Origin of the sequence: Variovorax paradoxus (assembly GCF_009755665.1) — a bacterium.
Taxonomy (GTDB): Bacteria; Pseudomonadota; Gammaproteobacteria; order Burkholderiales; family Burkholderiaceae_C; genus Variovorax; species Variovorax paradoxus_G.
Map to the genome: position 1 here is coordinate 470,512 of NZ_CP046622.1, position 22,883 is coordinate 493,394.

At 66.7% G+C, this 22,883-nt stretch carries 18 protein-coding genes; 10 read left to right on the top strand and 8 right to left on the bottom strand.

What is annotated here, in order from left to right; translation table 11 throughout:
* The first annotated feature begins 6 nt into the window (after positions 1 to 6).
* Together GOQ09_RS02215 and GOQ09_RS02220 are read left to right on the top strand one after the other, a co-directional pair.
* Positions 7 to 1,641 carry an ABC transporter substrate-binding protein gene (locus tag GOQ09_RS02215; RefSeq protein ID WP_157611684.1) on the top strand — a complete coding sequence of 545 codons (1,635 nt, stop codon included), beginning with the start codon at positions 7 to 9 and terminating at the stop codon, positions 1,639 to 1,641.
* A 3-nt stretch (positions 1,642 to 1,644) separates the two neighbouring features.
* Positions 1,645 to 2,430, top strand: a complete 786-nt coding sequence (locus GOQ09_RS02220; RefSeq protein ID WP_157611685.1) for a 5'-methylthioadenosine/adenosylhomocysteine nucleosidase — start codon at positions 1,645 to 1,647, stop codon at positions 2,428 to 2,430.
* 1 nt (position 2,431) lies between these two features.
* Here the strand turns inward: GOQ09_RS02220 and corA are convergent, their stop codons facing one another.
* A complete protein-coding gene (gene corA, locus GOQ09_RS02225) occupies positions 2,432 to 3,418 on the bottom strand; it encodes a magnesium/cobalt transporter CorA (protein WP_157611686.1) in 987 nt (328 codons plus the stop codon).
* 214 nt (positions 3,419 to 3,632) lie between these two features.
* Here corA and GOQ09_RS02230 point away from each other — a divergent pair, with 214 nt between their 5' ends.
* The 4 genes from GOQ09_RS02230 to hprK all read left to right on the top strand — a co-directional run bounded on the left by GOQ09_RS02230 (position 3,633) and on the right by hprK (position 8,015).
* Entirely contained in the window at positions 3,633 to 5,750 is a 2,118-nt protein-coding gene (locus tag GOQ09_RS02230) for an ATP-dependent helicase (protein ID WP_157611687.1), read from the top strand.
* A 220-nt stretch (positions 5,751 to 5,970) separates the two neighbouring features.
* Complete coding sequence (gene hpf, locus GOQ09_RS02235; RefSeq protein ID WP_126748817.1) at positions 5,971 to 6,300, top strand: ribosome hibernation-promoting factor, HPF/YfiA family; 330 nt, start codon at positions 5,971 to 5,973, stop codon at positions 6,298 to 6,300.
* A gap of 179 nt (positions 6,301 to 6,479) precedes the next feature.
* Positions 6,480 to 6,947, top strand: a complete 468-nt coding sequence (locus tag GOQ09_RS02240) for a PTS sugar transporter subunit IIA (RefSeq protein ID WP_126748816.1) — start codon at positions 6,480 to 6,482, stop codon at positions 6,945 to 6,947.
* A gap of 108 nt (positions 6,948 to 7,055) precedes the next feature.
* The gene (gene hprK / locus GOQ09_RS02245) at positions 7,056 to 8,015 is read left to right on the top strand and encodes an HPr(Ser) kinase/phosphatase (RefSeq protein WP_157611688.1); all 960 of its coding nucleotides are present in this window, start codon (positions 7,056 to 7,058) and stop codon (positions 8,013 to 8,015) included.
* A 4-nt stretch (positions 8,016 to 8,019) separates the two neighbouring features.
* Here hprK and fur read toward each other — a convergent pair whose 3' ends face one another.
* Complete coding sequence (gene fur, locus GOQ09_RS02250) at positions 8,020 to 8,439, bottom strand: ferric iron uptake transcriptional regulator (RefSeq protein WP_157611689.1); 420 nt, start codon at positions 8,437 to 8,439, stop codon at positions 8,020 to 8,022.
* 85 nt (positions 8,440 to 8,524) lie between these two features.
* Between fur and GOQ09_RS02255 the strand changes: the two genes are divergently transcribed.
* The 4 genes from GOQ09_RS02255 (at position 8,525) to GOQ09_RS02270 (ending at position 11,316) form a co-directional block, all read left to right on the top strand.
* A complete protein-coding gene (locus GOQ09_RS02255) occupies positions 8,525 to 9,088 on the top strand; it encodes an outer membrane protein assembly factor BamE (RefSeq protein ID WP_157611690.1) in 564 nt (187 codons plus the stop codon).
* 173 nt (positions 9,089 to 9,261) lie between these two features.
* On the top strand, positions 9,262 to 10,026 hold the full coding sequence (dapB, locus tag GOQ09_RS02260; protein ID WP_431769308.1) for a 4-hydroxy-tetrahydrodipicolinate reductase: 765 nt from the start codon (positions 9,262 to 9,264) through the stop codon (positions 10,024 to 10,026).
* 96 nt (positions 10,027 to 10,122) lie between these two features.
* A complete protein-coding gene (locus tag GOQ09_RS02265) occupies positions 10,123 to 10,824 on the top strand; it encodes a MotA/TolQ/ExbB proton channel family protein (protein ID WP_157611692.1) in 702 nt (233 codons plus the stop codon).
* A 21-nt stretch (positions 10,825 to 10,845) separates the two neighbouring features.
* The gene (locus GOQ09_RS02270; RefSeq protein WP_157611693.1) at positions 10,846 to 11,316 is read left to right on the top strand and encodes an ExbD/TolR family protein; all 471 of its coding nucleotides are present in this window, start codon (positions 10,846 to 10,848) and stop codon (positions 11,314 to 11,316) included.
* Positions 11,317 to 11,447: 131 nt separating this feature from the next.
* On the opposite strand, the gene GOQ09_RS02275 is transcribed toward GOQ09_RS02270, so the two are convergent.
* The 6 genes from GOQ09_RS02275 to GOQ09_RS02300 all read right to left on the bottom strand — a co-directional run bounded on the left by GOQ09_RS02275 (position 11,448) and on the right by GOQ09_RS02300 (position 22,790).
* On the bottom strand, positions 11,448 to 13,931 hold the full coding sequence (locus tag GOQ09_RS02275; protein WP_157611694.1) for a glycogen/starch/alpha-glucan phosphorylase: 2,484 nt from the start codon (positions 13,929 to 13,931) through the stop codon (positions 11,448 to 11,450).
* Between the two features lie 41 nt (positions 13,932 to 13,972).
* Entirely contained in the window at positions 13,973 to 15,454 is a 1,482-nt protein-coding gene (glgA, locus tag GOQ09_RS02280; protein ID WP_157611695.1) for a glycogen synthase GlgA, read from the bottom strand.
* A gap of 17 nt (positions 15,455 to 15,471) precedes the next feature.
* Positions 15,472 to 16,770: a glucose-1-phosphate adenylyltransferase gene (glgC, locus tag GOQ09_RS02285; protein ID WP_157611696.1), complete on the bottom strand. Its 1,299-nt coding sequence runs from the start codon at positions 16,768 to 16,770 to the stop codon at positions 15,472 to 15,474.
* An 83-nt stretch (positions 16,771 to 16,853) separates the two neighbouring features.
* Positions 16,854 to 18,932: a glycogen debranching protein GlgX gene (glgX, locus tag GOQ09_RS02290; RefSeq protein WP_157611697.1), complete on the bottom strand. Its 2,079-nt coding sequence runs from the start codon at positions 18,930 to 18,932 to the stop codon at positions 16,854 to 16,856.
* Between the two features lie 4 nt (positions 18,933 to 18,936).
* Complete coding sequence (gene glgB, locus GOQ09_RS02295) at positions 18,937 to 21,108, bottom strand: 1,4-alpha-glucan branching protein GlgB (protein WP_157611698.1); 2,172 nt, start codon at positions 21,106 to 21,108, stop codon at positions 18,937 to 18,939.
* Positions 21,109 to 21,113: 5 nt separating this feature from the next.
* Positions 21,114 to 22,790, bottom strand: a complete 1,677-nt coding sequence (locus tag GOQ09_RS02300) for an alpha-amylase family glycosyl hydrolase (protein ID WP_157611699.1) — start codon at positions 22,788 to 22,790, stop codon at positions 21,114 to 21,116.
* Positions 22,791 to 22,883 lie beyond the last annotated feature (93 nt).

A 22,883-nucleotide genomic window follows, 5' to 3' on the forward strand; every position in this document is an offset into this window, starting at 1 on the left:
GTTCCCATGAAGACCCAGCCATTCGCTTCGCGCCAATCGCGAAAGCTCGCCGCCTTGCTCGCGCCGGCGGCACTCGCCGTGCTCACCCTGGCCGGCGGAGCCGTGTCCGCCAAGACGCTCGTCTATTGCTCGGAGGGAAGCCCCGAGAACTTCTATCCGGGTGTGAACACCACCGGCACCTCGTTCGACGTGACCACGCAGGTCTACAACACCATCGTCGAATTCGAGCGGGGCGGCACCAAGGTCGTGCCGGGCCTGGCCGAAAAATGGGACATCTCAACCGACGGCACGCAGTACACCTTTCACCTGCGCAAGGGCGTGAAGTGGCACAGCACCAGCAAGAGCTTCAAGCCGACGCGCGACTTCAACGCCGACGACTTCATCTTCATGCTCGAGCGGCAGTGGAAGGAGAGCGATCCGTTCTTCAAGGTCACGAGCCAGAACCACTCCTACTTCAACGACATGGGCATGCCCAAGCTGCTGAAGTCGGTCGACCGCATCGACGAGTACACGGTCAAGATCGTGCTCAACAAGGCCGAGGCGCCGTTCCTCGCCAACCTTGCAATGCAGTACGCGGGCATCCAGTCGAAGGAATACGCCATTGCCATGCTCAAGGCGGGCACGCCCGAGAAGGTCGACCAGGACCCGATCGGCACAGGTCCGTTCTACCTGGTTCAGTACCAGAAGGATGCGGTCATCCGCTTCAAGGCCTTTCCGCAGTATTGGGGCGGCAAGGCCAAGATCGACGACCTGGTGTTCGCGATCACGCCCGACGCCTCGGTGCGCTGGGCCAAGCTGCAGAAGGGCGAGTGCCACGTGATGCCGTACCCGAACCCGGCCGACCTCGACGCCATCCGCAAGGACCCGAACGTGCAACTGCTGGAGCAGCCCGGCCTCAACGTGGGCTACCTCTCGTACAACACCACGAAGAAGCCCTTCGACGACGTGCGCGTGCGCAAGGCCATCAACATGGCGATCAACAAGAAGGCGATCATCGACGGCGTGTACCTGTCGACGGGCGTGGCTGCGAAGAACCCCATTCCGCCGACCATGTGGTCCTACAACGACGCGACCAAGGACGACGCTTACGACCCTGAAGCGGCCAAGAAGCTGCTCGCGCAGGCCGGCCTGGCCGATGGCTTCAGCACCGACCTCTGGGCCATGCCGGTGCAGCGCCCCTACAACCCGAATGCCAAGCGCATTGCCGAGCTGATGCAGGCCGACCTTGCCAAGATCGGCGTCAAGGCCGAGATCAAGAGCTTCGAATGGGGCGAGTACCGCAAGCGCCTGCAGGCCGGCGAGCACCAGATGGGCATGCTGGGCTGGACAGGCGACAACGGTGACCCTGACAACTTCCTCTACACGTTGCTGGGGTGTGCGTCTGCGCAATCCGCAAGCGGCAGCAACATCTCGAAGTTCTGCTACCAGCCCTATGAAGATCTCGTGCTGAAGGCCAAGACCGCAACCAAGCAGGCCGACCGCGATGCGCTCTACAAGAAGGCGCAAGTCATCTTCAAGGAGCAGGCGCCATGGTTCACCATTGCGCACGCGGTGCAGCTGAAGCCGGTGCGCAAGGAAGTGGTCGACTTCAAGCTCAGCCCGTTCGGGCGCCACACCTTCTACGGCGTGGACATCAAGTAGCCGATGAGCGCACCCGTTGCCATCGTCGCGGCCATGCATGAGGAGCTCAGCGCGCTCCTCGCGCAGATGCCCGACGAGCAGCGCGTGCGTGTGGCGGGGCGCGACTTCTGGGTCGGCCACCTGCACGGCCAGCCGGTGGTGGCGGTGCTGTCGCGCATCGGCAAGGTCGCTGCTGCGGTCACGGCCACGGTGCTGCTCGAACGCTTCGGCGTGCGGGCCATCGTGTTCACGGGCGTTGCCGGCGGGCTTGCGCCGGGCGTGAATGTGGGCGACGTGGTGGTCGCGTCGGAGCTGCTGCAGCACGATCTGGATGCATCCCCGATCTTTCCGAAGTACGAAGTGCCGCTCATGGGCATGGCGCGCTTCCCGGCCGATGCCGCCATCGCCGATGCGCTTTCGGTCGTGGCGACGCAGGTGCTGCGCGACCCGGTCGCGTTGGTCGGCCAGCAGGCGCTCGACAAGTTCGGCATCAAAGCGCCCAAGGTGCACCGCGGCCTGCTGGTGAGCGGCGACCGCTTCGTATCGACCAGCGCCGAAAGCGAAGCGCTCCGGCGCGACCTGCCCGACGCGCTGGCGGTGGAAATGGAAGGCGCCGCGATGGCGCAGGTGTGCCATGACTACAACGTGCCGTTCGCGGCCATGCGCACCATTTCGGACCGCGCCGACGACGAGGCGCATGGCGACTTCGCCCGCTTTGTCGTCGAGGTGGCGAGCCGCTACGGCCTTGCGCTGGTCGGCGCGTGGCTGGCCACGCTGCCGCCTTCCGGCGAAGCGCCCGCCGGTACTTGAGCTACTTGAGCCAGCCGCGCCGGCGGAAGTACCACATCGGCACGAGCGCGCTGGCCGCCATCAGCGCCAGGGCATACGGATAACCCAGCGACCAGTCGAGCTCGGGCATGAACTTGAAGTTCATGCCGTAGATGCTCGCGATGAGCGTGGGCGGCAGCAGCGCCACGCTGGCCACCGAGAAGATCTTGATGGTCTTGTTCTGGTTGATGTTGATGAAACCGACGGTTGCATCCATCAGGAAGTTGATCTTGTCGAACAGGAAGGCCGTGTGGTTGTCCAGCGACTCGATGTCGCGCAGGATCTGCCGCGCCTCTTCGAACTGCTCGGCATTGAGCATGCGGCTGCGCATCATGAAGCTCACCGCGCGGCGCGTGTCCATCACGTTGCGGCGGATGCGGCCGTTCAAGTCTTCCTGCCGCGCGATGGCACCCAGCACCTCGCCGGCCAGCTCGTCGCTCACGTTGCCTTCGAGCACCTTCTTGCCCGCGATCTCGAGTTCGTCGTAGATGTTCTCGAGCGTGTCGGCCGAATACTCGGCGTCGGCGTCGAACAGCTTGAGCAGCACTTCCTTCGCGTCTTCGATCAGCCCCGGCGCGCGGCGCGCACGCATGCGCAGCAGTCGGAACACCGGCACGTCTTCGTCGTGGATCGAAAACAGCACGCCGCGGCTGCGAAGCTCGGCGTTGTGCTGGTTCAGGATGAACGCGACGCGCACCGAGCGCGGGTCTTCGTCGTCGTCGATCAGAAAGTCGGAGCGGATGTGCAGTTCACCGTTGTCCTCTTCGTAGAAGCGGGCCGATTCCTCGATGTCCTCGTCCATCGCGTCTTCGGGAATCGAGAGGCCGTAGTACTGCTTGATCCAGCGCTTTTCCTCGAGCGTGGGCGATTCGAGGTCGACCCAGATCGGCTGGAACTTGGAGAGCTCCTCCAGCGATTCGATCTCTTCCTGGACAAGGCGACCGTTGGCGAGCGTAAAGATATTGAGCATGGCTCACTCCCGTGAAATGACTGAGGCGATGGGGCGAGGGAGGGGCGCTTTCAATTCCCAGGCCCGGCAGGCAGGCGTCAGAGGGGAGTTGAAAGCTGCCGAGACGGGGCGGTTTCCATGGTGCGGTCTCCAGTTGCAGCGAGGCGCGATTATGTCATCGGCCATATGACGGCGGCCTCGCCGGTCTGGATGGACATACAGTAAAGTCGCGGTCATGCAGACTGCTGCGCTCCCTGTTTTTTCCGCCGCCGGTGCCACGCAGGCCGACCGCCTGGCCGCCGCGCTTGGCACCCTCAACGACGAGCAGCGCGCCGCGGTCGAGCACGGCGTCGGCACCCTGGTCGGCCGCGACGAGCGTCCGCTGCTGGTGATTGCCGGTGCGGGCTCCGGCAAGACCAGCACCCTGGCGCACCGCGTGGCGCACCTGATTGCCGGCGGCGTCGATCCGCAGCGCCTGCTGCTCCTGACCTTCTCGCGCCGCGCCGCGCAGGAAATGGAACGCCGCGCCGGCCAGGTGCTGGCGCGCGTGCTGGGGCTCAAATCCGAAAAGCCGCCGGCGCTGCCATGGGCCGGCACTTTCCACGGCATCGGCGCGCGCCTGCTGCGCGAATACGCAGCGCACATCGGCTTGAATGACAACTTCACCATTCACGACCGGGGCGACGCCGAAGACCTGATGGGCCTGGTGCGCCACGAGCTCGGCCTGTCGACGAGCGTGAACCGTTTTCCGCGCAAGGGCACCTGCCTTTCGATTTACTCGCGCTGCGTCAACACGCGGGCGCCGCTGGCCCAGGTGCTGTCCGAAGCCTTTCCGTGGTGCGCCGAGTGGGAAGCCGAGCTCAAGCGCCTTTTCGGCGCCTACGTTGAAGCCAAGCAGCAGCAGAACGTGCTCGACTACGACGACCTGTTGCTCTACTGGGCCGGAATGGTGGCCGAGCCCGCGTTGGCCGGCATGATCGGCGCGCGCTTCGACCACGTATTGGTCGATGAATACCAGGACACCAACCTGCTCCAGGCCTCGATCCTTCTCGCGCTCAAGCCCGACGGACGCGGCGTGACAGTGGTGGGCGACGATGCGCAGTCGATCTACTCTTTCCGGGGCGCAACGGTCCGTAACATCCTCGACTTTCCCTCGCAGTTTTCGCAGGCTGCGCGCGTCGTCACGCTGGAGCGCAACTACCGCTCGACGCAGCCGATCCTCGACGTCTCGAACCGGGTCATTGCCCAAGCCGCCGAACGGCATGCCAAGACGCTCTGGACCGACAAGCCATCCGCCGGCCGGCCGCAGCTGGTGCTGGTGCCCGACGAGGCGCAGCAGGCGGTGTGGGTGGCCGACAAGGTGCTGGAGCACCGCGAAGGCGGCCTTGCGCTCAAGTCGCAAGCGGTGCTTTTTCGAACCTCCACGCACAGCGCGCCGCTCGAGCTCGAATTGGCGCGCCGCAACATTCCGTTCGTGAAATACGGCGGCCTCAAGTTCCTCGAGGCCTCGCATGTCAAAGACCTGCTCGCGGTGCTGCGCTTCGCCGAAAACCCGCGCGGGCGCATGGCGGGCTTTCGCGTGACGCAGCTCATTCCGGGCATCGGGCCCGCCACCGGCGCGCGGCTGCTCGACGCCATGGATCAGGCGGCCGACCCGGCCGCGGCGGTGCGCGACTTCGTGCCGCCGGCCGCGGCGCGTGCCGAATGGGCGGTGTTCGCCGAAGCCTATGCCGCGCTGCGTGCGCCCTCGCTGCCATGGCCCGCCGACGTGGACTTGGCGGTTCGCTGGTACTTGCCGCACCTGGAGCGGCTCTATGACGATCCCTCGGGCGTGCGGCGTGGCGACGTCGAACAACTTGCGCGGCTTGCGGGGGGCTACGGCTCGCGCGAGCGCTTCCTGACCGAGCTCACGCTCGATCCGCCCGAAGCCACGAGCGACCGGCCCGGCCCGCCGCTGCTCGACGAGGATTACCTCATTCTCTCGACCATCCATTCGGCCAAGGGGCAGGAGTGGAACTCGGTGCATGTGCTCAACGTGGTCGACGGCTGCCTGCCGGCCGACGTGGCGCAGGGCGCGCACGAGCTCGAGGAGGAGCGGCGCCTGCTCTATGTGGCGATGACCCGCGCGCGCGACCACCTGCATTTGCTGGTGCCGCAGCGCTTCTACGTCACGCAGCAGGCCGTGCGCGGCGACCGGCACCTCTATGCCAACCGCACGCGCTTCATCTCCGACCGCGATCTTGCGGGCTTCGAGCAGCAGACCTGGCCGCCCCCGCCGGAGCGCCCACCCGCCGTGCCGCCGCCCGCCGCGGTCATCGACCTGCGCAACCGCATGCGCGCGGCCTGGAACTGAACAAGGCCCGCCCGCTGAAACCGGGGCAAGAACGCAGCGCGACCCCCCGGGCAACTCAGGTATTGCAATACCGTGACAGCTTGGGCATAGTGAATCGACCTTCTCCTCTTTCTCTTCTTCTCTTTCTCTCCCCCGCACCCATTTCATCTGTATGTCGCCGGCCACGCTTCATTCCGGAGTGCTGGCCATTTCCCCAACCGTCAATTCCAGGAGGTCTTTCATGAATTTGACGATCAGCGGTCATCACCTCGACGTCACACCTGCCTTGCGCACTTACGTCACGAGCAAGCTGGACCGGATCACCCGGCATTTCGACCAGGTGGTCGATGTCAAGGTGATCCTTACGGTGGAAAAGCAGAAGGAAAAGGAACGCCGGCAAAAGGCGGAATGCAACATTCACGTCAAGGGCAATGACATGTTCGCGGAATCGAGCCACGCTGATCTCTACGCCGCGGTCGATGAGCTGGTCGACAAGCTCGACCGGCAAGTGGTGCGCCACAAGGACCGCCTGCAAGACCACCATCACGCGGCGCCCAAGCGCGTGATGTAAGGCAGGGCCCCGGCTGGGGCCGGCCTGCACCAAGCCGCCTTCGGGCGGCTTTTGCTTTTTATTACGTCTTTTCGGCCCTTGATCCACGGGCGCTTGGGCAACATGTAGATAAAAAGTAAGTAACCGGACTGGGGGTTTTTACCAAGCAGGTGCATAATCGCCCCCGCCCCGCACCCACCATGAATCGCCTCGCGTCCATCCTGCCGCCCGCTCAAGTCCTCGTGAGCGTCGACGCTACGAGCAAGAAGCGTGCTTTCGAAGAAGCAGGCTTGTTGTTCGAGAGCCTTCACGGCCTGGGCCGTGCCCTGATCACCGATAGCCTGTTTGCGCGCGAGCGTCTGGGCTCCACCGGGCTCGGCCACGGGGTTGCCATTCCGCATGGCCGCATCAAGGGCCTGAAGGCTCCCATGGCCGCCGTCTTCCAGTTGGCAAACCCGATCGGGTTCGACGCGCCGGATGAGCAGCCCGTCGGCCTGCTCATCTTTCTGCTGGTGCCCGAGGCGGCCACCCAGAAGCATCTTGAAATCCTGTCCGAGATTGCCGAGCTGCTGAGCGACGCCGGCCTGCGCGAGCAGATCAAGTCGAGCACCGACGCAGCCGCGCTGCACGGGCTCATTGCCGGCTGGCAGTCCACGCAAGTCGCGTAGAGGTGCTTCCCGCACCCTTCAGTGGCCGCAGCAGCGGCCCCGCAGCGCCGGTTCCGGGTTATTCTGGCCTGCTCCAACACTAGGCGCTGAGCGCCATCTCCCGCACGCATGAAGCCGACCGTCATCAGCGCCGATGCCATGTTCGAGGAATTCCGCGGGTCGCTCCGCTGGGAGTGGCTCGCAGGGCTCGGCGCCTCCGAACGCCAATTCGACCCCGAAGTCATCAGCCGCGCCCAGTCGGCGGCCGACCTGGTCGGTTACCTCAACTACATCCACCCGTACCGCGTGCAGATCCTGGGCGCCCGCGAGGTGGCCTACCTGACGCGCGGCAGCCAGGAAGACTGCGCCCGGCGCATCGCCCGCATCGTCACGCTCGAGCCGCCCATGCTGGTGCTGGCCGACGGACAGGTCGCGCCGGACGAGTTGCTATCGATTTGCGAGCGCGCCCAGCTGCCGCTGTTTGCCACCCGCGAATCGTCGGCCTTCGTGATCGACCTGCTGCGGGCCTACCTGTCCAAGCATTTCGCCGAGCGCACCTCGATGCACGGCGTGTTCATGGACATTCTGGGCATGGGCGTGATGATCACGGGCGAATCGGGGCTCGGCAAAAGCGAGCTCGGGCTGGAGCTGATTTCGCGCGGCAACGGCCTGGTCGCCGACGATGCGGTCGATCTTTACCGCATCAACCAGAACACCATTGAAGGGCGCTGCCCCGACCTGCTGCTGAACCTGCTGGAAGTGCGCGGCATCGGCCTGCTGGACATCCGCGCGATCTTCGGCGAGACGGCGGTGCGCCGGAAGATGCGGCTCAAGCTCATCGTGCACCTGGTGCGGCGCGACAGCTTCGAGCGAGACTACGAGCGCATGCCCTCGGCGCCGCTCACGCAGGACGTGCTGGGCATTCCGGTGCGCAAGGTCATCATCCAAGTGGTGGCCGGCCGCAACATCGCCGTGCTGGTCGAAGCCGCCGTGCGCAATTCAATCTTGCAGCTGCGCGGCATCGACACCTATGCCGACTTTGTCGCGCGCCACCACAAGGCCATGGAAAGCGGCCGCGACGGGGATTGACCGGCTACCGCTTATTGACGCAATCGCCGCAGAGGCCGTAAAGCGACATCGCATGGTCCTGCAGGATCCAGCCCTTGTCCTTGGCAATCATCTGCTGGCGGCGCTCGATCTCGGCGTCATAGAACTCCTCCACCTTGCCGCATGAAGTGCAGATCAGGTGGTCGTGGTGCGTGCCCTCGTTGAGCTCGTACACCGCCTTGCCGCTCTCGAAGTGGCTGCGCTCGAGGATGCCGGCCTGTTCGAACTGCGTCAGCACGCGGTAGACGGTGGCCAGGCCGATGTCGGAGTGCTCGTTCAAAAGCACGCGAAACACGTCTTCGGCCGTCATGTGGCGCTGGCTGCCGGTCTGGAAGATCTCCAGGATCTTCAGGCGTGGCAGTGTGGCCTTGAGGCCGGTATTCTTGAGTTCGTCGATATTGGCCATGATGGTTCCTGCCCAGTGCTGCGGTCAGGTCCCCAAGGGGCCAGCCGCTACAATGGCCGATCATATCGCTACCCTCTTTTCTCCCATGCCTGCCATTCTCCAACGCCGTCCCTGGCTGCTGGCCGCGGCCGTCGCAGCGACGTTCTGCCTCAGCGCCTGCAGCGGTTTCAGCGATCGCACGCGGGGTGCGCTTGCGGCCATCACGCCCTACAAGGTCGAAGTGGTCCAGGGCAATTTCGTGTCCAAGGAACAGGTCGAGGCGCTCAAGCCCGGCATGTCGCGCCAGCAAGTGCGTGAAATCCTCGGCACTTCTCTCCTGACCGACGTTTTCCACAAGGACCGCTGGGACTACGTCTTCACCATCAAGCGCCAGGGCGTCGATCCGCAGGAGCGCCGTCTCACGGTCTTCTTCAAGGGCGAGCTGCTCGACCGTTTCGAGGGCGACTCGATGCCCAGCGAAGAAGAATTCGTCGCCACGCTTGACACCCGCAAGAAGAGCGGCAAGGTTCCGCCGCTCGAGGCGTCGGAAGAAGAGCTGAAGAAATTCGCCCCCAAGGAAGACAGCAGCAAGAAGGCCGAGGCCACCGCTGCTGCCCCCAACCTGCCGCCGCTGCCGGCGGCGTATCCCCCGCTCGAAGCGGCGCGCTGAGCACGCGTCAACCAGCGAGGGCGGGCGCACCCGCCGGGTCAGGCGGGCGCGTGCCGGTCTCCATGCCCTATTTCGAAGGCTGAACCTGCGTGACTGAATCCATTTCTTCTCCCATTTCCGAGTCTTCCACGCCCGCCCTGCGGCGCGTCGCAATTGCCGGAGCCTCGGGCCGCATGGGCCGCATGCTGGTCGAGGCGGTGCGCGAGGCGCAGGATTGCCGCCTGGCCGGCGCGCTCGACATGGCGGGCAGCGACGCCATCGGTGCCGATGCGGCCGCTTTCCTCGGCTTCACGAGCGGCGTGCCGATCGTCTCCGACCTGCGAACCGGGCTGCAGGACGCGCAGGTGCTCATCGACTTCACGCGCCCTGAAGGCACCCTCGCGCACCTGGCCATCTGCCGTGAACTCGGCGTGCAGGCCGTCATCGGCACCACCGGCTTCAGCGACGCGCAAAAGGCTGAAATCGCCGAGATCTCGAAGGACATCGCGATCATGGTCTCGCCCAACATGAGCGTGGGCGTCAACGTCACCTTCAAGCTGCTCGAAATGGCGGCCAAGGCCATGTCGACCGGCTACGACATCGAGATCATCGAGGCGCACCACCGCCACAAGGTCGATGCGCCCTCGGGCACCGCGCTCAAGATGGGCGAAGTCATCGCCGATGCGCTGGGCCGCGACCTGAAGGAATGCGCCGTCTACGCGCGCGAAGGCATCACCGGCGAGCGCGACCCCTCCACCATCGGCTTCTCCGCCATCCGCGGCGGCGACATCGTGGGTGACCACACCGTGCTGTTCGCCGGCACCGGCGAGCGCATCGAAATCACCCACAAGTCCGCCAGCCGCGTGACCTACGCACAGGGCGCGCTGCGCGCCGTGCGCTTCCTGGCGGGCCAGAAGGCGGGCCTCTTCGACATGTTCGACGTGCTCGGCCTGCGCTGAAATGACGGCCCCCCGGCTTACCACTTCGTGTGTTTCGCCACCCCCCGTGGGTGAGGCGCGGCTCGCCTTGGGGCGGCCCGGCGGCGGCCGCAACCGATGAGCGTGCTCGAACTGCTGACCCAGGGCGACGGCGTCAGCCGCTCGGTGGCTGCGCTGCTGCTCGCAATGTCGATTTCGAGCTGGGTCGTCATTCTCTGGAAGGCCTGGTTGCTGCGCGGCGGCACGCGCGACGTGCTGCGCAGCATTGCGGCGTTCTGGCAATCGACCACGCTGGCCGATGCGGAGCAGCGACTCAAGGCCTTCGACCGCGCCACGCTGGTACTGCCGGCGGTGAGCGCCATCAAGAACACAGCGGCCGATGTGAACAGCGCAACCCTCGGTGCCACCGGCGACCGCAACCAGCGCCTCACACGGGCCCTGCGCGAGGCGCTGCATGGTGCGCTGCGCCGCCTGCAGTCCGGCCAGATCCTGCTTGCCACCGTTGGTGCCACGGCCCCGTTCGTCGGCCTGCTCGGCACGGTGTGGGGCATCTACGGCGCGCTCTCGGGCATCGCCGGCCAATCGGGCGGCTTCACCATCGACAAGGTGGCGGGCCCGGTGGGCGAGGCGCTGGTGATGACGGCTTTCGGCCTGGCCGTCGCCATTCCGGCCGTGCTGGCCTACAACGTGTTCGGCCGCGTCATCGGCCGTGTCGAGGCCGAGCTCGAGGGCTTTGCGCACGACCTGCTCGGCAGCTTCGGCAGCGCGCCGGCGCCGGCCGCACCGCCGCCTGCAAGGCCGATGCCGGTTTCGGCCTGATCGAACGGGGCTCGACACACCATGGCCTTCGGTCGCACCTCGCTCGGCAGCAGTGCCGCTGGTGGCGGGCGCGCGACAGGCGCGGGCGGACAGCGGCCGCTGTCCGACATCAACGTCACCCCGCTGGTCGACGTGATGCTGGTGCTGCTGGTGATCTTCATCATTACCGCGCCTTTGATGGCGAGCTCGATCAAGCTCGACCTGCCCCAGACCGATGCGGGCCAGCCCAACGACACGCCCAAGTTCGTGAGCGTGTCGGTCGATCCATCGGGCAAGGTCTTCTTCAACGACCAGGCGGTTACCGATGAAGAGTTGGCCGCCCGGCTGCAGAAGGCCGCCGCCGACAGCAAGGACACCGAGGTGCAGCTGCGCGCCGACCAGACCGTGCCCTACGGCAAGGTCGTGGCGCTCATGGGCATTGCGAACAAGGCGGGCCTGAGCCGCATCGGGTTTGTGACCGAGGCCGAGGCGGCGCCCGAAAAGCCGCGCTGACCGTGTCTTGCTCCTTCCCCTTTCGGGGGAAGGCTGGGATGGGGGCTGACCCCGCATCCAATGACGCGAAGGCATTGAGGCCGTCGTGCCCCCACCCCGGCCCTCCCCCGAAAGGGGAGGGAGAGAACGACTCAGCCCAGCACCACCGGCTTCGTGTGCCAGATCTCGTGCGCGTACTCCGCGATCGTCCGGTCCGACGAAAACGCGCCCATGCCCGCCACGTTCAGGATGGCCATGCGCGTCCACGCGTCCGCGTCGCGGTAGAGCGCATCGACTTCGGCCTGCTTCGCGACGTAGCTCGCGTAGTCGGCCAGCAGCAGATAGTGGTCGCCCCAGTTCACCAGCGCGTCGAAGATGCCTTGGTAGCGCGCCGTCTCTCCGTGCGAGAAGGTGCCGTCGCGAATCGCGTCGAGCACGCGCTTGAGCTCGGGGTTGGCGTCGTAGATGTCGCGCGGCTGGTAGCCGTGCGCACGAATGTCGGCCACCTCGGGCGTGGTGTTGCCGAAGATGAAGATGTTCTCTGCCCCCACGTTGTCGCGCATCTCCACGTTGGCGCCGTCCAGCGTGCCGATGGTGAGCGCCCCGTTGAGCGCGAACTTCATGTTGCCGGTGCCCGAGGCCTCGGTGCCCGCCGTCGAGATCTGCTCCGACAGATCGGCCGCGGGCATGATCACCTCGGCCAGGCTCACGCTGTAGTTGGGCAGGAACACCACCTTCAGCAGCTTGCCGACGCGGGCGTCGTTGTTGATGGTGCTCGCCACGTCGTTGATCAGCCGGATCACGAGCTTGGCCATCTGGTAGGCCGATGCAGCCTTGCCCGCGAACACCACCACGCGCGGCACGATGTCTACGGTTCCGCCCGCGGCCTGCGCATCGAGGATGCGGTGGTAGCGCGTGATCACGTGCAGCACGTTGAGCAGCTGCCGCTTGTATTCGTGGATGCGCTTCACCTGCACGTCGAACATCGCGTCGGTGTCGAGCACCAGGCCCATGTGCTGTTCGACCCAGTTGGCCAGGCGCAGCTTGTTCTCGCGCTTGGCATGGCGAAATGCGCGCGCAAAGGGCGGCTGCACCGCCATCGGCCGCAGCGCCTCGAGCTGCGAAAGGTCGCGCCGCCAGCCCTTGCCCAGGCGCTGGTCGAGCAGGCTCGCAAGCGGCGGGTTGGCCTGCGCAAGCCAGCGCCGCGGCGTCACGCCATTGGTCTTGTTGTTGAAGCGTTCTGGAAAGATCTTCGCGAAGTCCGCAAAGATCGATTGCTTCATGAGTTCCGAATGCAGGCCCGACACGCCGTTGATCGAATGGCTTGCGAGCACCGCCACGTAGGCCATGCGCACGCGGCGCTCGCCCGCCTCGTCGACCAGCGAGAGCCGGCGCAAAAGCTCCACGTCGTTACCGGCCTTCTGCGTCACGGTGGCCAGAAACTTCGCGTTCATGTCGTAGATGATCTGCAGGTGCCGCGGCAGGATGCGGCCGAGCATCTCGACCGGCCAAGTCTCCAGCGCCTCGTGCATGAGCGTGTGGTTGGTGTAGCTGAACACCTTTTGCGTGTGGGCCCAGGCCACGTCCCATGCGAGGCCATGCTCGTCGAGCAACAGGCGCATGAGCTCGGGCACTGCGAGCACCGGGTGCGTGTCGTTCAGGTGAATGCTCACTTTGTCGGCCAGCTGGTCGAAGGTCTTGTGGTTGCGCAGGTATCGCCGCAGCAGGTCTTGCACGCTGGCGCTGCAGAAAAAATACTCCTGGTGCAGCCGCAGCTCCCGGCCCGATGGCGTGGAGTCGTCGGGGTAGAGCACGCGTGAAACGTTCTCCGAGTGGTTCTTGCTTTCCACCGCCGCCATGTAGTTGCCGCGGTTGAAGGCCGAGAGGTCGATCTCCTCGGTGGCGCGCGCCGACCACAGCCGCAGCGTGTTGGTGGCCTGCGTGCCGTAGCCCGGAATGATGGTGTCGTAGGCCACGGCCAGCACGTCGTGCGTGTCGACCCAGTCGGCCGCGCCGTAGGGAGCGTTGGTGCCTTCGCGCCTTTGCACGTGGCCGCCGAAGCGCACGCGGTAGTTCACCTCCGGTCGCTGAAACTCCCACGGGTTGCCGCGCGTGAGCCAGTAGTCGGGCGTTTCCACCTGCTGGCCGTCGACGATGCGCTGGCGGAACATGCCGTATTCATAGCGGATGCCGTAGCCCATGCCCGGCACGCCGAGCGTGGCCATCGAATCGAGAAAACAGGCCGCGAGCCGGCCGAGGCCGCCGTTGCCCAGCGCCGCATCGGGCTCGCGCTCTGACAGCGCCGCCATGTCGACGCCGAAGTCGGCCAGCGCGTCGCGCACCGTGTCGTACAGGTCGACCGCCAGCAGCGCGTTGGTGAAGGTGCGCCCGATCAGGAACTCCATCGAGAGGTAATAGACGCGCTTCAGGTCTTGCGCATAGTTGGCGCGGGTGGTCGCCATCCAGCGTTCGACCAGCTGGTCGCGCACGGCCAGCGCGGTGGCGTTCAGCCAGTCGTCCTGGCTGGCGGCCACGGGGTCTTTGCCGACGGCGTAGATCAGCTTGTTCGCGACTGCGCGCTTGAAGGCGGCCACGTCGCGGTCGGGATGGTCATAGGCGAAGTCTTTGATGGTCATGGGCTTCGGTAAATGGTTGTGGGTTGTGCGCCTTGGCGCAATCAGGCGGCCGCGGGCTCGAGCGCCTGCCGGTACACCTCGATGTATTGGGCGGCTGCGGTGGCCCAGTCTGCCGGGCGCCGCATGGCGTTGCCGCGCACCCGCCGCCAGTCCGGCGCGCGTTGGTAAAGAGCGAAGGCGCGCCGCAGCGCGCGGTTGTAGTCGGCGTCGTCGAAACGGTCGAAGACAAAGCCGGTCGCGTCGCCGCTGGCCAGGTCTTCGAGCGTGCAGTCGACGACTGTATCGGCCAGGCCGCCGACGCGCCGCACCAGCGGCAGGCTACCGTATTTCAGGCCGTACATCTGCGTGAGCCCGCAGGGCTCGAACAGCGACGGCACCAGCGTCACGTCGCCGCCGCCGAAGAGCTGATGCGCCAGCGATTCGTTGTAGCCGATGGTGACGCTGACCGACTGCGGCGCCGCCGCCGCGCGCTGGCGAAAGGCTTCTTCGAGCCAGGCTTCGCCGCTGCCCAGCAGCGCGAGCTGGCCGCCTTCGGCCAGCAGCGCGTCGAGTCCGCCGAGCACCAGGTGCAGGCCTTTCTGTTCGGTGAGCCGGCTCACCAGAATGAAGAGCGGCACATCGGCGCGCACGGCCAGCCCCAGCTGATGCTGAAGCACCGCCTTGCAGCGCGCCTTGCCCGCCATGTGGCGGCCTTCGGGCGTGTGATAGCCCTGCACCAGCGCCGTGTCGATGGCCGGGTTCCAGACCTTGTCGTCCACCGCGTTGAGGATGCCCGTGAGCACGCTGCCGCGCAGGCGCAGCAGGCCGTCGAGCCCGAAGCCCTGCTCGGGCGTCTGGATCTCGCGCGCGTAGGTCGGGCTCACGGTGGTCAGGCGGTCCGCAAAGTAGAGGCCGCCTTTCATGAACGACACCTGCCCGTGGTATTCGAGCCCGTTCATGTGGAATGCCGGCCCCGGCAGTCCGAGGTCGGCAAAGTTCCATGGCGCCGAAATGCCCTGGTAAGCCAGGTTGTGCACGGTGAACACGCTTCCCACGCGGGGCGCGCCGGCCTGCCGCGCAAAGTGCAGGTAGGCTGGCGCCAGGCCCGCATGCCAATCGTGCGCATGCACGACCTCGGGCTGCCACGTGGGGTCGATGCCCTGTGCCAGCTGCGCCGCCGCCCAGCCCAGGAGCGCGAAGCGCCGGTGGTTGTCGCCATAGGGCTGGCGCGTGGCGTCTTCGTACGGGTTGCCGGGCCGGTCGTAGAGCGCCGGCGCATCGATCACGTAGGCGGGAATCGGCGGGTTGCCGTCGATGGTGATGCGGCCCGCGAGCAGGGCGAAGCGTTCGCCCCACGGCGCGGCAAGCTCCCCCACCAGAGCCAGGTCGCGCACGCCGGCCACAATGGCCGGAAAGCCGGGCAGCAGCACCCGCGCGTCTTGCCCGGCGGCCATGAGCGCGAGCGGCAATGCGCCCGCCACGTCGGCAAGGCCGCCGGTCTTGAGCAGGGGAAAGAGTTCGGCGCTGACCTGGAGTATTCGCATCGTGGGGCGGTGCGGCCTCAGGCAGCCAGTCGCTTGAGCATTTCGCGTGTGACCAGCACCACGCCGGTTTCGGTGCGCTCGAAGTGCGCGGCATCGGCCTCGGCGTCTTCGCCGATCACCATGTCGTCCGGAATGACGCAGCCGCGGTCGATCACCACCCGGTTGAGCCTGCAGCCGCGGCCGACCTCCACGTCGGGCAGCAGCACGGCTTCGTTGATTTCGCAGAACGAATGGATGCGCACGCCCGAGAACAGCACGGAGCTGCTGACCTTCGAGCCCGAGACGATGCAGCCGCCCGAGACGATGGTGTTGACGGTCATGCCGTTCTTGCCGTCCCGGTCGAGCACGAACTTGGCCGGCGGCAATTGCCGCTGGTAGGTCCAGATGGGCCAGTCTGTGTCATAGATGTCGAGCTCGGGGGTGATCGAGGCCAGATCGAGGTTGGCTGCCCAGAATGCATCAATCGTGCCCACGTCGCGCCAGTAGGCCTTGGCGTCGGGCCCGCGCGAGGCGCGCGTGACGCACGACATGCCGAACGGATGCGCCAGCGCACGCCCTTGCGCCACGGCGCGCGGAATGATGTCCTTGCCGAAATCGTGGCTCGAATCGGGATTGGCGGCGTCTTCCTCGAGCAGCTGGTAGAGGTATTCGGAGTCGAACACGTAGATGCCCATGCTCGCCAGCGCCAGGTCGGGGTGGCCCGGCATGGCGGGCGGATCGGCGGGTTTTTCGAGAAAGGCGGTGATCTGCCGGCCGTCATCGACGGCCATCACGCCGAACGCCGTGGCCTCCATGCGCGGCACCTCGATGCAGCCGACCGTGCAGCCCAGGCCGCGCTCGGCATGGTCCTTGACCATGATCGAGTAGTCCATCTTGTAGATGTGGTCGCCGGCCAGCACCACCACGTAGTCGTGCTTGGTCGAGCGGGTCTGGATGATGTCGAGGTTCTGGAACACCGCGTCGGCCGTGCCTCGGTACCAGTGTTCGTCGCCCGTGCGCTGCTGCGCGGGCAGCACGTCGACCATTTCGTTGAGCTCCGCGCGCAGGAAGCTCCAGCCGCGCTGCAGGTGGCGCATGAGCGAGTGCGACTTGTACTGCGTGACCACCGCCATGCGCCGGATGCCGGAGTTGAGGCAGTTCGACAGCGCGAAGTCGATGATGCGGAACTTGCCGCCGAAGTAGACCGCCGGCTTGGCCCGCCGGTCGGTCAGCTGCTTCAGGCGCGAACCGCGCCCGCCGGCCAACACCAGCGCAATGGTGCGGCGGACCAGTTGATGCGCCTGCAGGGGCGCTTGCGGCGTGCTGTTGTTGTCCATTTCGGTCTCCGTTCGTTGTCGGGTCGTCTCGTCGTCGTCAGGGTTTCCGCAATCAGCCTAGCACCGTGCCGCACGGCTGGCTCCTACGTTCTTGCAATCCACAGGCTCGAATGAGGCACTTCCACTGTGCCCGCATGGGTCTGGTCGGGGCTGCAGCCGGCGTCCGCCGCGGGGTCGGTCGCGAGCCGGCAGCGCCAGGCGCCGGAAGGCAGTGCGAACGAAACAGCTTGCGGCCCTGCATTCACCAGTACCAGCCAGGCCGGCCCATCCGTTGCCGCGGCTTCGAAAAGGATTGCAAGCGCCGTGCCGAGGTTCCAGTCGGCTTCCTGCATGGGCGATCCGTCGGGCCGCAGCCAGCGGATGCCCGGTGTTCCCGGTGTCGGCTGCGCCGGCCACCAGCGCGTGCTGCGCAGTGGGGGCGCTTCGCGGCGCAGGGCGATGAGCCGGGCGACGAAGTCGCTCAGGCGGGCGGCATCGCTTGTGGGTTCGTGCGTGCCGATCCACGCGAGCCAGGTGGTTTCGTTGTCCTGGCAGTAGGCGTTGTTGTTGCCTTGCTGGCTGTGGCCGAGCTCGTCGCCGGCCAGCAGCATGGGCGTGCCTTGCGAGAGCAGCAGCGTGGCGAGCAGCACGCGCTGCATCCGGCTGCGTTCGGCCAGCACCGCGGGCTCGTCGCTGGGCCCTTCGACGCCGAAGTTGTTGCCGAGGTTGTGGGCATGGCCGTCGCGGTTGTTCTCGCCGTTGGCCAGGTTGTGCCGTTCTTCGTAGCTCAGCAGGTCGCGCAAGGTGAAGCCGTCATGCGCCGTGATGAAGTTGACGCTGGCGGTGGGCGCGCGGCCGTGGTGGGCAAACTGCGCGCTCGACGCGGTGAAGCGATGCGCAAAATCGCCCAGGCCTGCCGCGCCGCCACGCCCCTGCCGCAGCCAGAAGCCGCGCTGCGTATCGCGATAGCGGTCGTTCCACTCGAGCCAGCCCGGTGGAAATTCGCCAAGGCGGTAGCCGCCCGCGCCGATGTCCCAGGGCTCGGCGATCAGCAAGGTGCGCGAGAGCACCGGGTCTTGCGCAACGGCCGCGAAGAAGGGCGCGCGCGGGTCGAAGCTGCCATCGGCACCGCGGCCCAGCACCGGCGCCAGGTCGAAGCGGAAGCCGTCCACGCCGAGTTCGCAAACCCAATGGCGCAGGCTGTCCATCACCAGCTGCAGCACGCGGGGCTCGGCAAGGTTCAGGCAATTGCCGCAGCCGGTCCAGTTGGCATACAGCGCGCGATCGTCCGAACGCAGGTGGTAGTACAGCGCGTTGTCGATGCCGCGCAGCGAGAGCGTGGGGCCGAACTCGTCGGTCTCGGCGCTGTGGTTGTAAACCACGTCGATCACCAGTTCCATGCCGCGCGCATGCACCGCATCGGCCATGGCGCGGAACTCGCTTGCCGGCGTGGTGCCGGGGCGGCCGCTCCAGTAGCGCACCTCGGGCGCAAACCAGCCGATGGTGTTGTAGCCCCAGTAGTTGCTCAGGCCCATGGCGAGCAGCCGCTGTTCGTCCGCGCGGTGCTGCACCGGCATCAGGCTCAGCGTGGTCACGCCCAGGGATTGCAGATGGTCGAGCACCGCGGGCTCGGCCAGGCCGGCGTAGGTGCCGCGCAGTGCGGCGGACACGGCCGGGTGCAGCCGGGTCTGTCCACGCACATGCAATTCGTAGAGCACGCGCTCGCCCGCCGGAATGCGGGCATGGCCTGGGGCTGCCGCCGTGCTGCCGGCCGCCGCCACGCGGGCCTTGAGCGCCACGGCTGCGTTGTCGCGCGTGCTCCGCTGGTCCGGGCTCGCGGGGTCGTGTCCCAGGAACAGGTCGCTGCCGTCGTATGCGCCGACGATCTCGCGCGCATAGGGATCGAGCAGCACCTTGGCGGCGTTGAATCGCTGCCCCTCGTGCGGCGCCCAGCGGCCGTGCACCCGGTAGCCGTAGACCAGCCCGGCGCGACCGCTTGGCAGCAGTCCGTGCCAGACGCCATCGGTGAAGGCGGGCAGCCGGATGCGTTGCTGCTCGTTGCGGCCCGTCGCGTCGAAAAGGCAAAGCTCGACAGCCTCGGCATTCGGCGCCACGAGCGCGAAGTTCACGCCGTTCGGCGAAAGCGTTGCGCCAAGAGGAAAAGGGGAGCCCGTATTTAGCATCGTTTCAAGCCAGAACCCACATCACGGTGGCCAAGGGCGGCACGCTGATTTCGATCGCGTGGTCCTTGCCGTGCCAGCGGGTCGATGAACTCTCGACCACGCCATTGCCCACGCCGCTGCCGCCGTACACCGCGGCATCGGTGTTGATGGCCTCGCGGTACGCGCCCGCCGCGGGCACCCCCAGCCGATAGCCGTGCCGGGGCAACGGCGTGAAGTTGCACACCGCCACCACGAACGAGCCGTCGCGCGCCCGGCGCACGAAGGCGAACACCGACTGGTCCGAATCGTCGTGCACGATCCACTCGAAGCCGGGTCTCTCGGTATCCAGCTCGTACAGGGCGGGAAAGTGCCGGTACGCGTTGTTCAGGTCGCGCACCAGCCGGCGCACCCCCTGGTGCATCGGGTGCTCCAGCAGGTGCCAGTCCAGGCTGCGGTCGGCGTTCCATTCAGCCACCTGGGCGAATTCGCTTCCCATGAAGAGCAGCTTCTTTCCCGGGTAGGCCCACAGGTAGCCGTAGAGGTTGCGCAGCCCCGCGAACTTCTGCCACTCGTCGCCCGGCATGCGCCCGAACATCGAGCCCTTGCCGTGCACCACTTCGTCGTGCGACAGCGGCAGCACGAAGTTCTCGCTGTGCGCGTACATCAGCCCGAAGGTGATCTGCTGGTGATGGTGCTTGCGGTGGACGGGGTCGGTGCCCGCATAGGCGAGCGTGTCGTTCATCCAGCCCATGTTCCATTTGTAGTGAAAGCCCAGGCCGCCGTCCTCGGGCGGCCGCGTCACGCCCGGAAAACTCGTCGACTCCTCGGCCAGCGTAATCGCGCCCGGCCGCTCCACGCCGACCACGTGGTTCATGCGCCGAAGGAAGCCGATGGCCTCGAGGTTCTCGCGTCCGCCGTAGGCGTTGGGCACCCACTCGCCGGCCTTGCGGCTGTAGTCGCGATAGAGCATGGACGCCACCGCATCCACGCGCAGGCCGTCCACGCCGTAGCGTTCGAGCCAGTACAGCGCATTGCCGACCAGGTAGTTGCGCACCTCCGTGCGCGCGTAGTTGAAGATGAGCGTCTTCCAGTCGTTGTGGAAGCCTTCGCGCGGATCGGCATATTCATAGAGCGCCGTGCCGTCGAAGCGGCCAAGGCCGTGCGTATCGGTCGGAAAGTGCGCGGGCACCCAATCGAGGATCACGCCCAGCCCCGCCGCATGCGCCGCTTCGACGAAATGCCGAAAGTCTCCCGGCGTGCCGAAGCGCGAGGTGGGCGCATACAGGCCGATGGGCTGGTAGCCCCACGAGCCGTCGAACGGATGCTCGCTCACCGGCAGCAGCTCGATGTGCGTGAAGCCCATGTCGCGCGCATACGGCACCAGCGTGTCGGCCAGCTCGCGGTAGTCCAGCCATTCGTGCCCGTTCTTGCGCCGCCACGAGCCCAGGTGCACTTCGTAGATGCTGATTGGCGCGTGGCGGCTGTTGGCCGCTGCTCGTTCGGGCGGCATGGCCACCGGCGCGGGCAGCGGTGCCACCACGCAGGCGGTCTCAGGCCGCAGGCGCGAAGAAAAGGCGAACGGGTCGGCCTTGCGCAGCACCTCGCCTTCGGACGAAAGAATCTCGAACTCGTAGCTGTCGCCTGTGGCCACGTGCGGCGCAAAGATTTCCCACACGCCGCACTCGCGGCGCAGCCGCATCATGTGGCGCCGGCCATCCCAGTTGTTGAAGTCGCCCACCACCGACACGCGCCGCGCGTTGGGCGCCCACACCGCAAAGGCCACCCCTTTCACGCCATCCATCTCGCGCAAGTGTGCGCCCAGCCGCTCCCAGGGCCGCAGGTGCGTGCCCTCGGCCAGCAGCCACACGTCGGTTTCGCCGAGCACGAAAGGAAAGCGGTAGGGGTCTTCGAGCCGCGAGGTGTGCGTGCCCCAGTCGACCTGGAACGAATAGCCCAGCAGCGCCTCCGCCGCCGGCACCAGGCCCGAAAAGATGTCTGAGCCTTCCTGCCGGGCGAGCATGGCCAGCGGCCAGCCCGTGCGCGTGTGCATCACCGCCACGCTGTGTGCGCCGGGCAGGAGCGCACGCACCTGCAGGCCGTCGCGCGTCTCATGCGGCCCGAGCACCGCGAACGGATCGCCGTGCTCGGCGCGCATCAGTGCGCGCGCTTCGCGTTCGGGCAGCAGCATCGGTGGCATGTTCTTCACATTTGCTCTTCGCTGGCCGGGCGGCCGAAAAAGACGCCGTAGGGGGGCAGCGTCAGCATGCAGCTGTCGCCGCTTGCCTGCACGCGGGCCCCGGCCTGCGGCGAATGCGGATGCCCCGGCAATGGCACGAGCGCCTCGCGCAGCGCGACCGAGACGGACTCGTCTCCCATGTTGAAGAGCGCCTGCAGCGATTGGCTGCCCTCGCGCCGCTCGAACCACAGCACAGGCTCGGGCGCATCGAAGAAAGCGATGCTGCCCGTGCGCAGCAGCGGCTGCGTGCGGCGCCAGTGCAGCAGCGCGCGGCTGAAGGCGAGCATCGAATCGGGGTCGGTCGATTGGCGGTCTACGGCCAGCGGCAGGTGGCGCCCATGGACCGGCAGCCACGGCCCGCCGGTGGTGAACCCGGCATGAAGCTCGTCGGCCTTCCATGGCATGGGCGTGCGGCAGCCGTCGCGGCCCTTGAACTCGGGCCAGAACGCGCGGCCGTACGGGTCTTGCAGCAGTTCGAACGGCACCTCGGCCTCGGGCAGGCCGAGTTCCTCGCCCTGGTAGATGCTGGCGCTGCCGCGCAGCGTGAGCAGCAGCGTGAGCCAGAGCCGGTCGCGCCGCGTGTCTTCGGGTTTGCCGTTGCTCCAGCGCGTGGCGACGCGGGGCACGTCGTGATTGGAGACGGCCCAGCAGCCCCAGCCGCCCGTGGGTGCGAGCGCCTGGTCCAGCGTTTCGACCTGGTGGCGCAGGTGCTGCACGCTGTGCTCGGCCGTCAGCAGGCTGAAGCTGTAGGCCAGGTGCAGGCGCCGGCCCAGCTCGGTGTATTGCGCCATCACGGGCGGTGCGTTCTCGTCGCCCACTTCGCCGAGCGCGACGGCGCCGTAGTCATCGAGCAGCTTGCGCAGGTTTTCGAGGAAGAGCAGGTTCTCCATCTGGCTCTTGTCGTAAAGGTGCTGCTGCATCGCATAGGGGTTGTCGGCCCGCACGGTGCTCACCTCGTCCAGCGCGGCCGTGCTGGCCGGCGGGTTGTCGCGCAGTTGCGCGTCATGAAACTGGTGGTTGCAGGCATCGAAGCGGAAGCCGTCCACGCCGCGTTCGCACCAGAAGCGCACTTCGCCGAGCAAGGCCTCCTGCACCTCGGCGCAATGAAAGTTCAGGTCGGGCTGCTCCTTCAGGAAGCTGTGCAGGTAGTACTGCCGGCGGCGCGAGTCCCATTGCCAAGCCGAACCGCCGAACACCGAGAGCCAGTTGGTCGGCGGCGTGCCGTCGGGCCGTGGGTCGGCCCACACGTACCAGTCGGCCTTGGGGTTGTCGCGGCTCGAGCGGCTTTCGGCAAACCAGGCGTGCTGGTCGGAGGTATGCGAAAGCACCTGGTCGATGATGATCTTCAGGCCCAGCGAATGCGCGCGGGCCAGCATCTCGTCGAAATCGGCGAGCGTGCCGAAGATCGGGTCGACGTCGCGGTAGTCGGACACGTCGTAGCCGAAGTCCTTCATCGGCGAGCGGAAGAAGGGCGACACCCAGATCGCATCGACCCCCAGGGCCGCGACGTGCTCGAGCCTGGAGGTGATGCCAGGCAGGTCGCCAATGCCATCGCCGTTGCTGTCCATGAAGCTGCGCGGGTAGATCTGGTAGATCACCGCGCCGCGCCACCATTCGCTGTTGCTGCTGTGATTGCTGAGCATGCTGCCCCTGTGGTCTGAAAATCATTGTGGCATGCGAGATCCGGGCCCGGTCCATGCATGGGTCTCTCCGGTCGCGCCTGAAAAGCTTTCTAC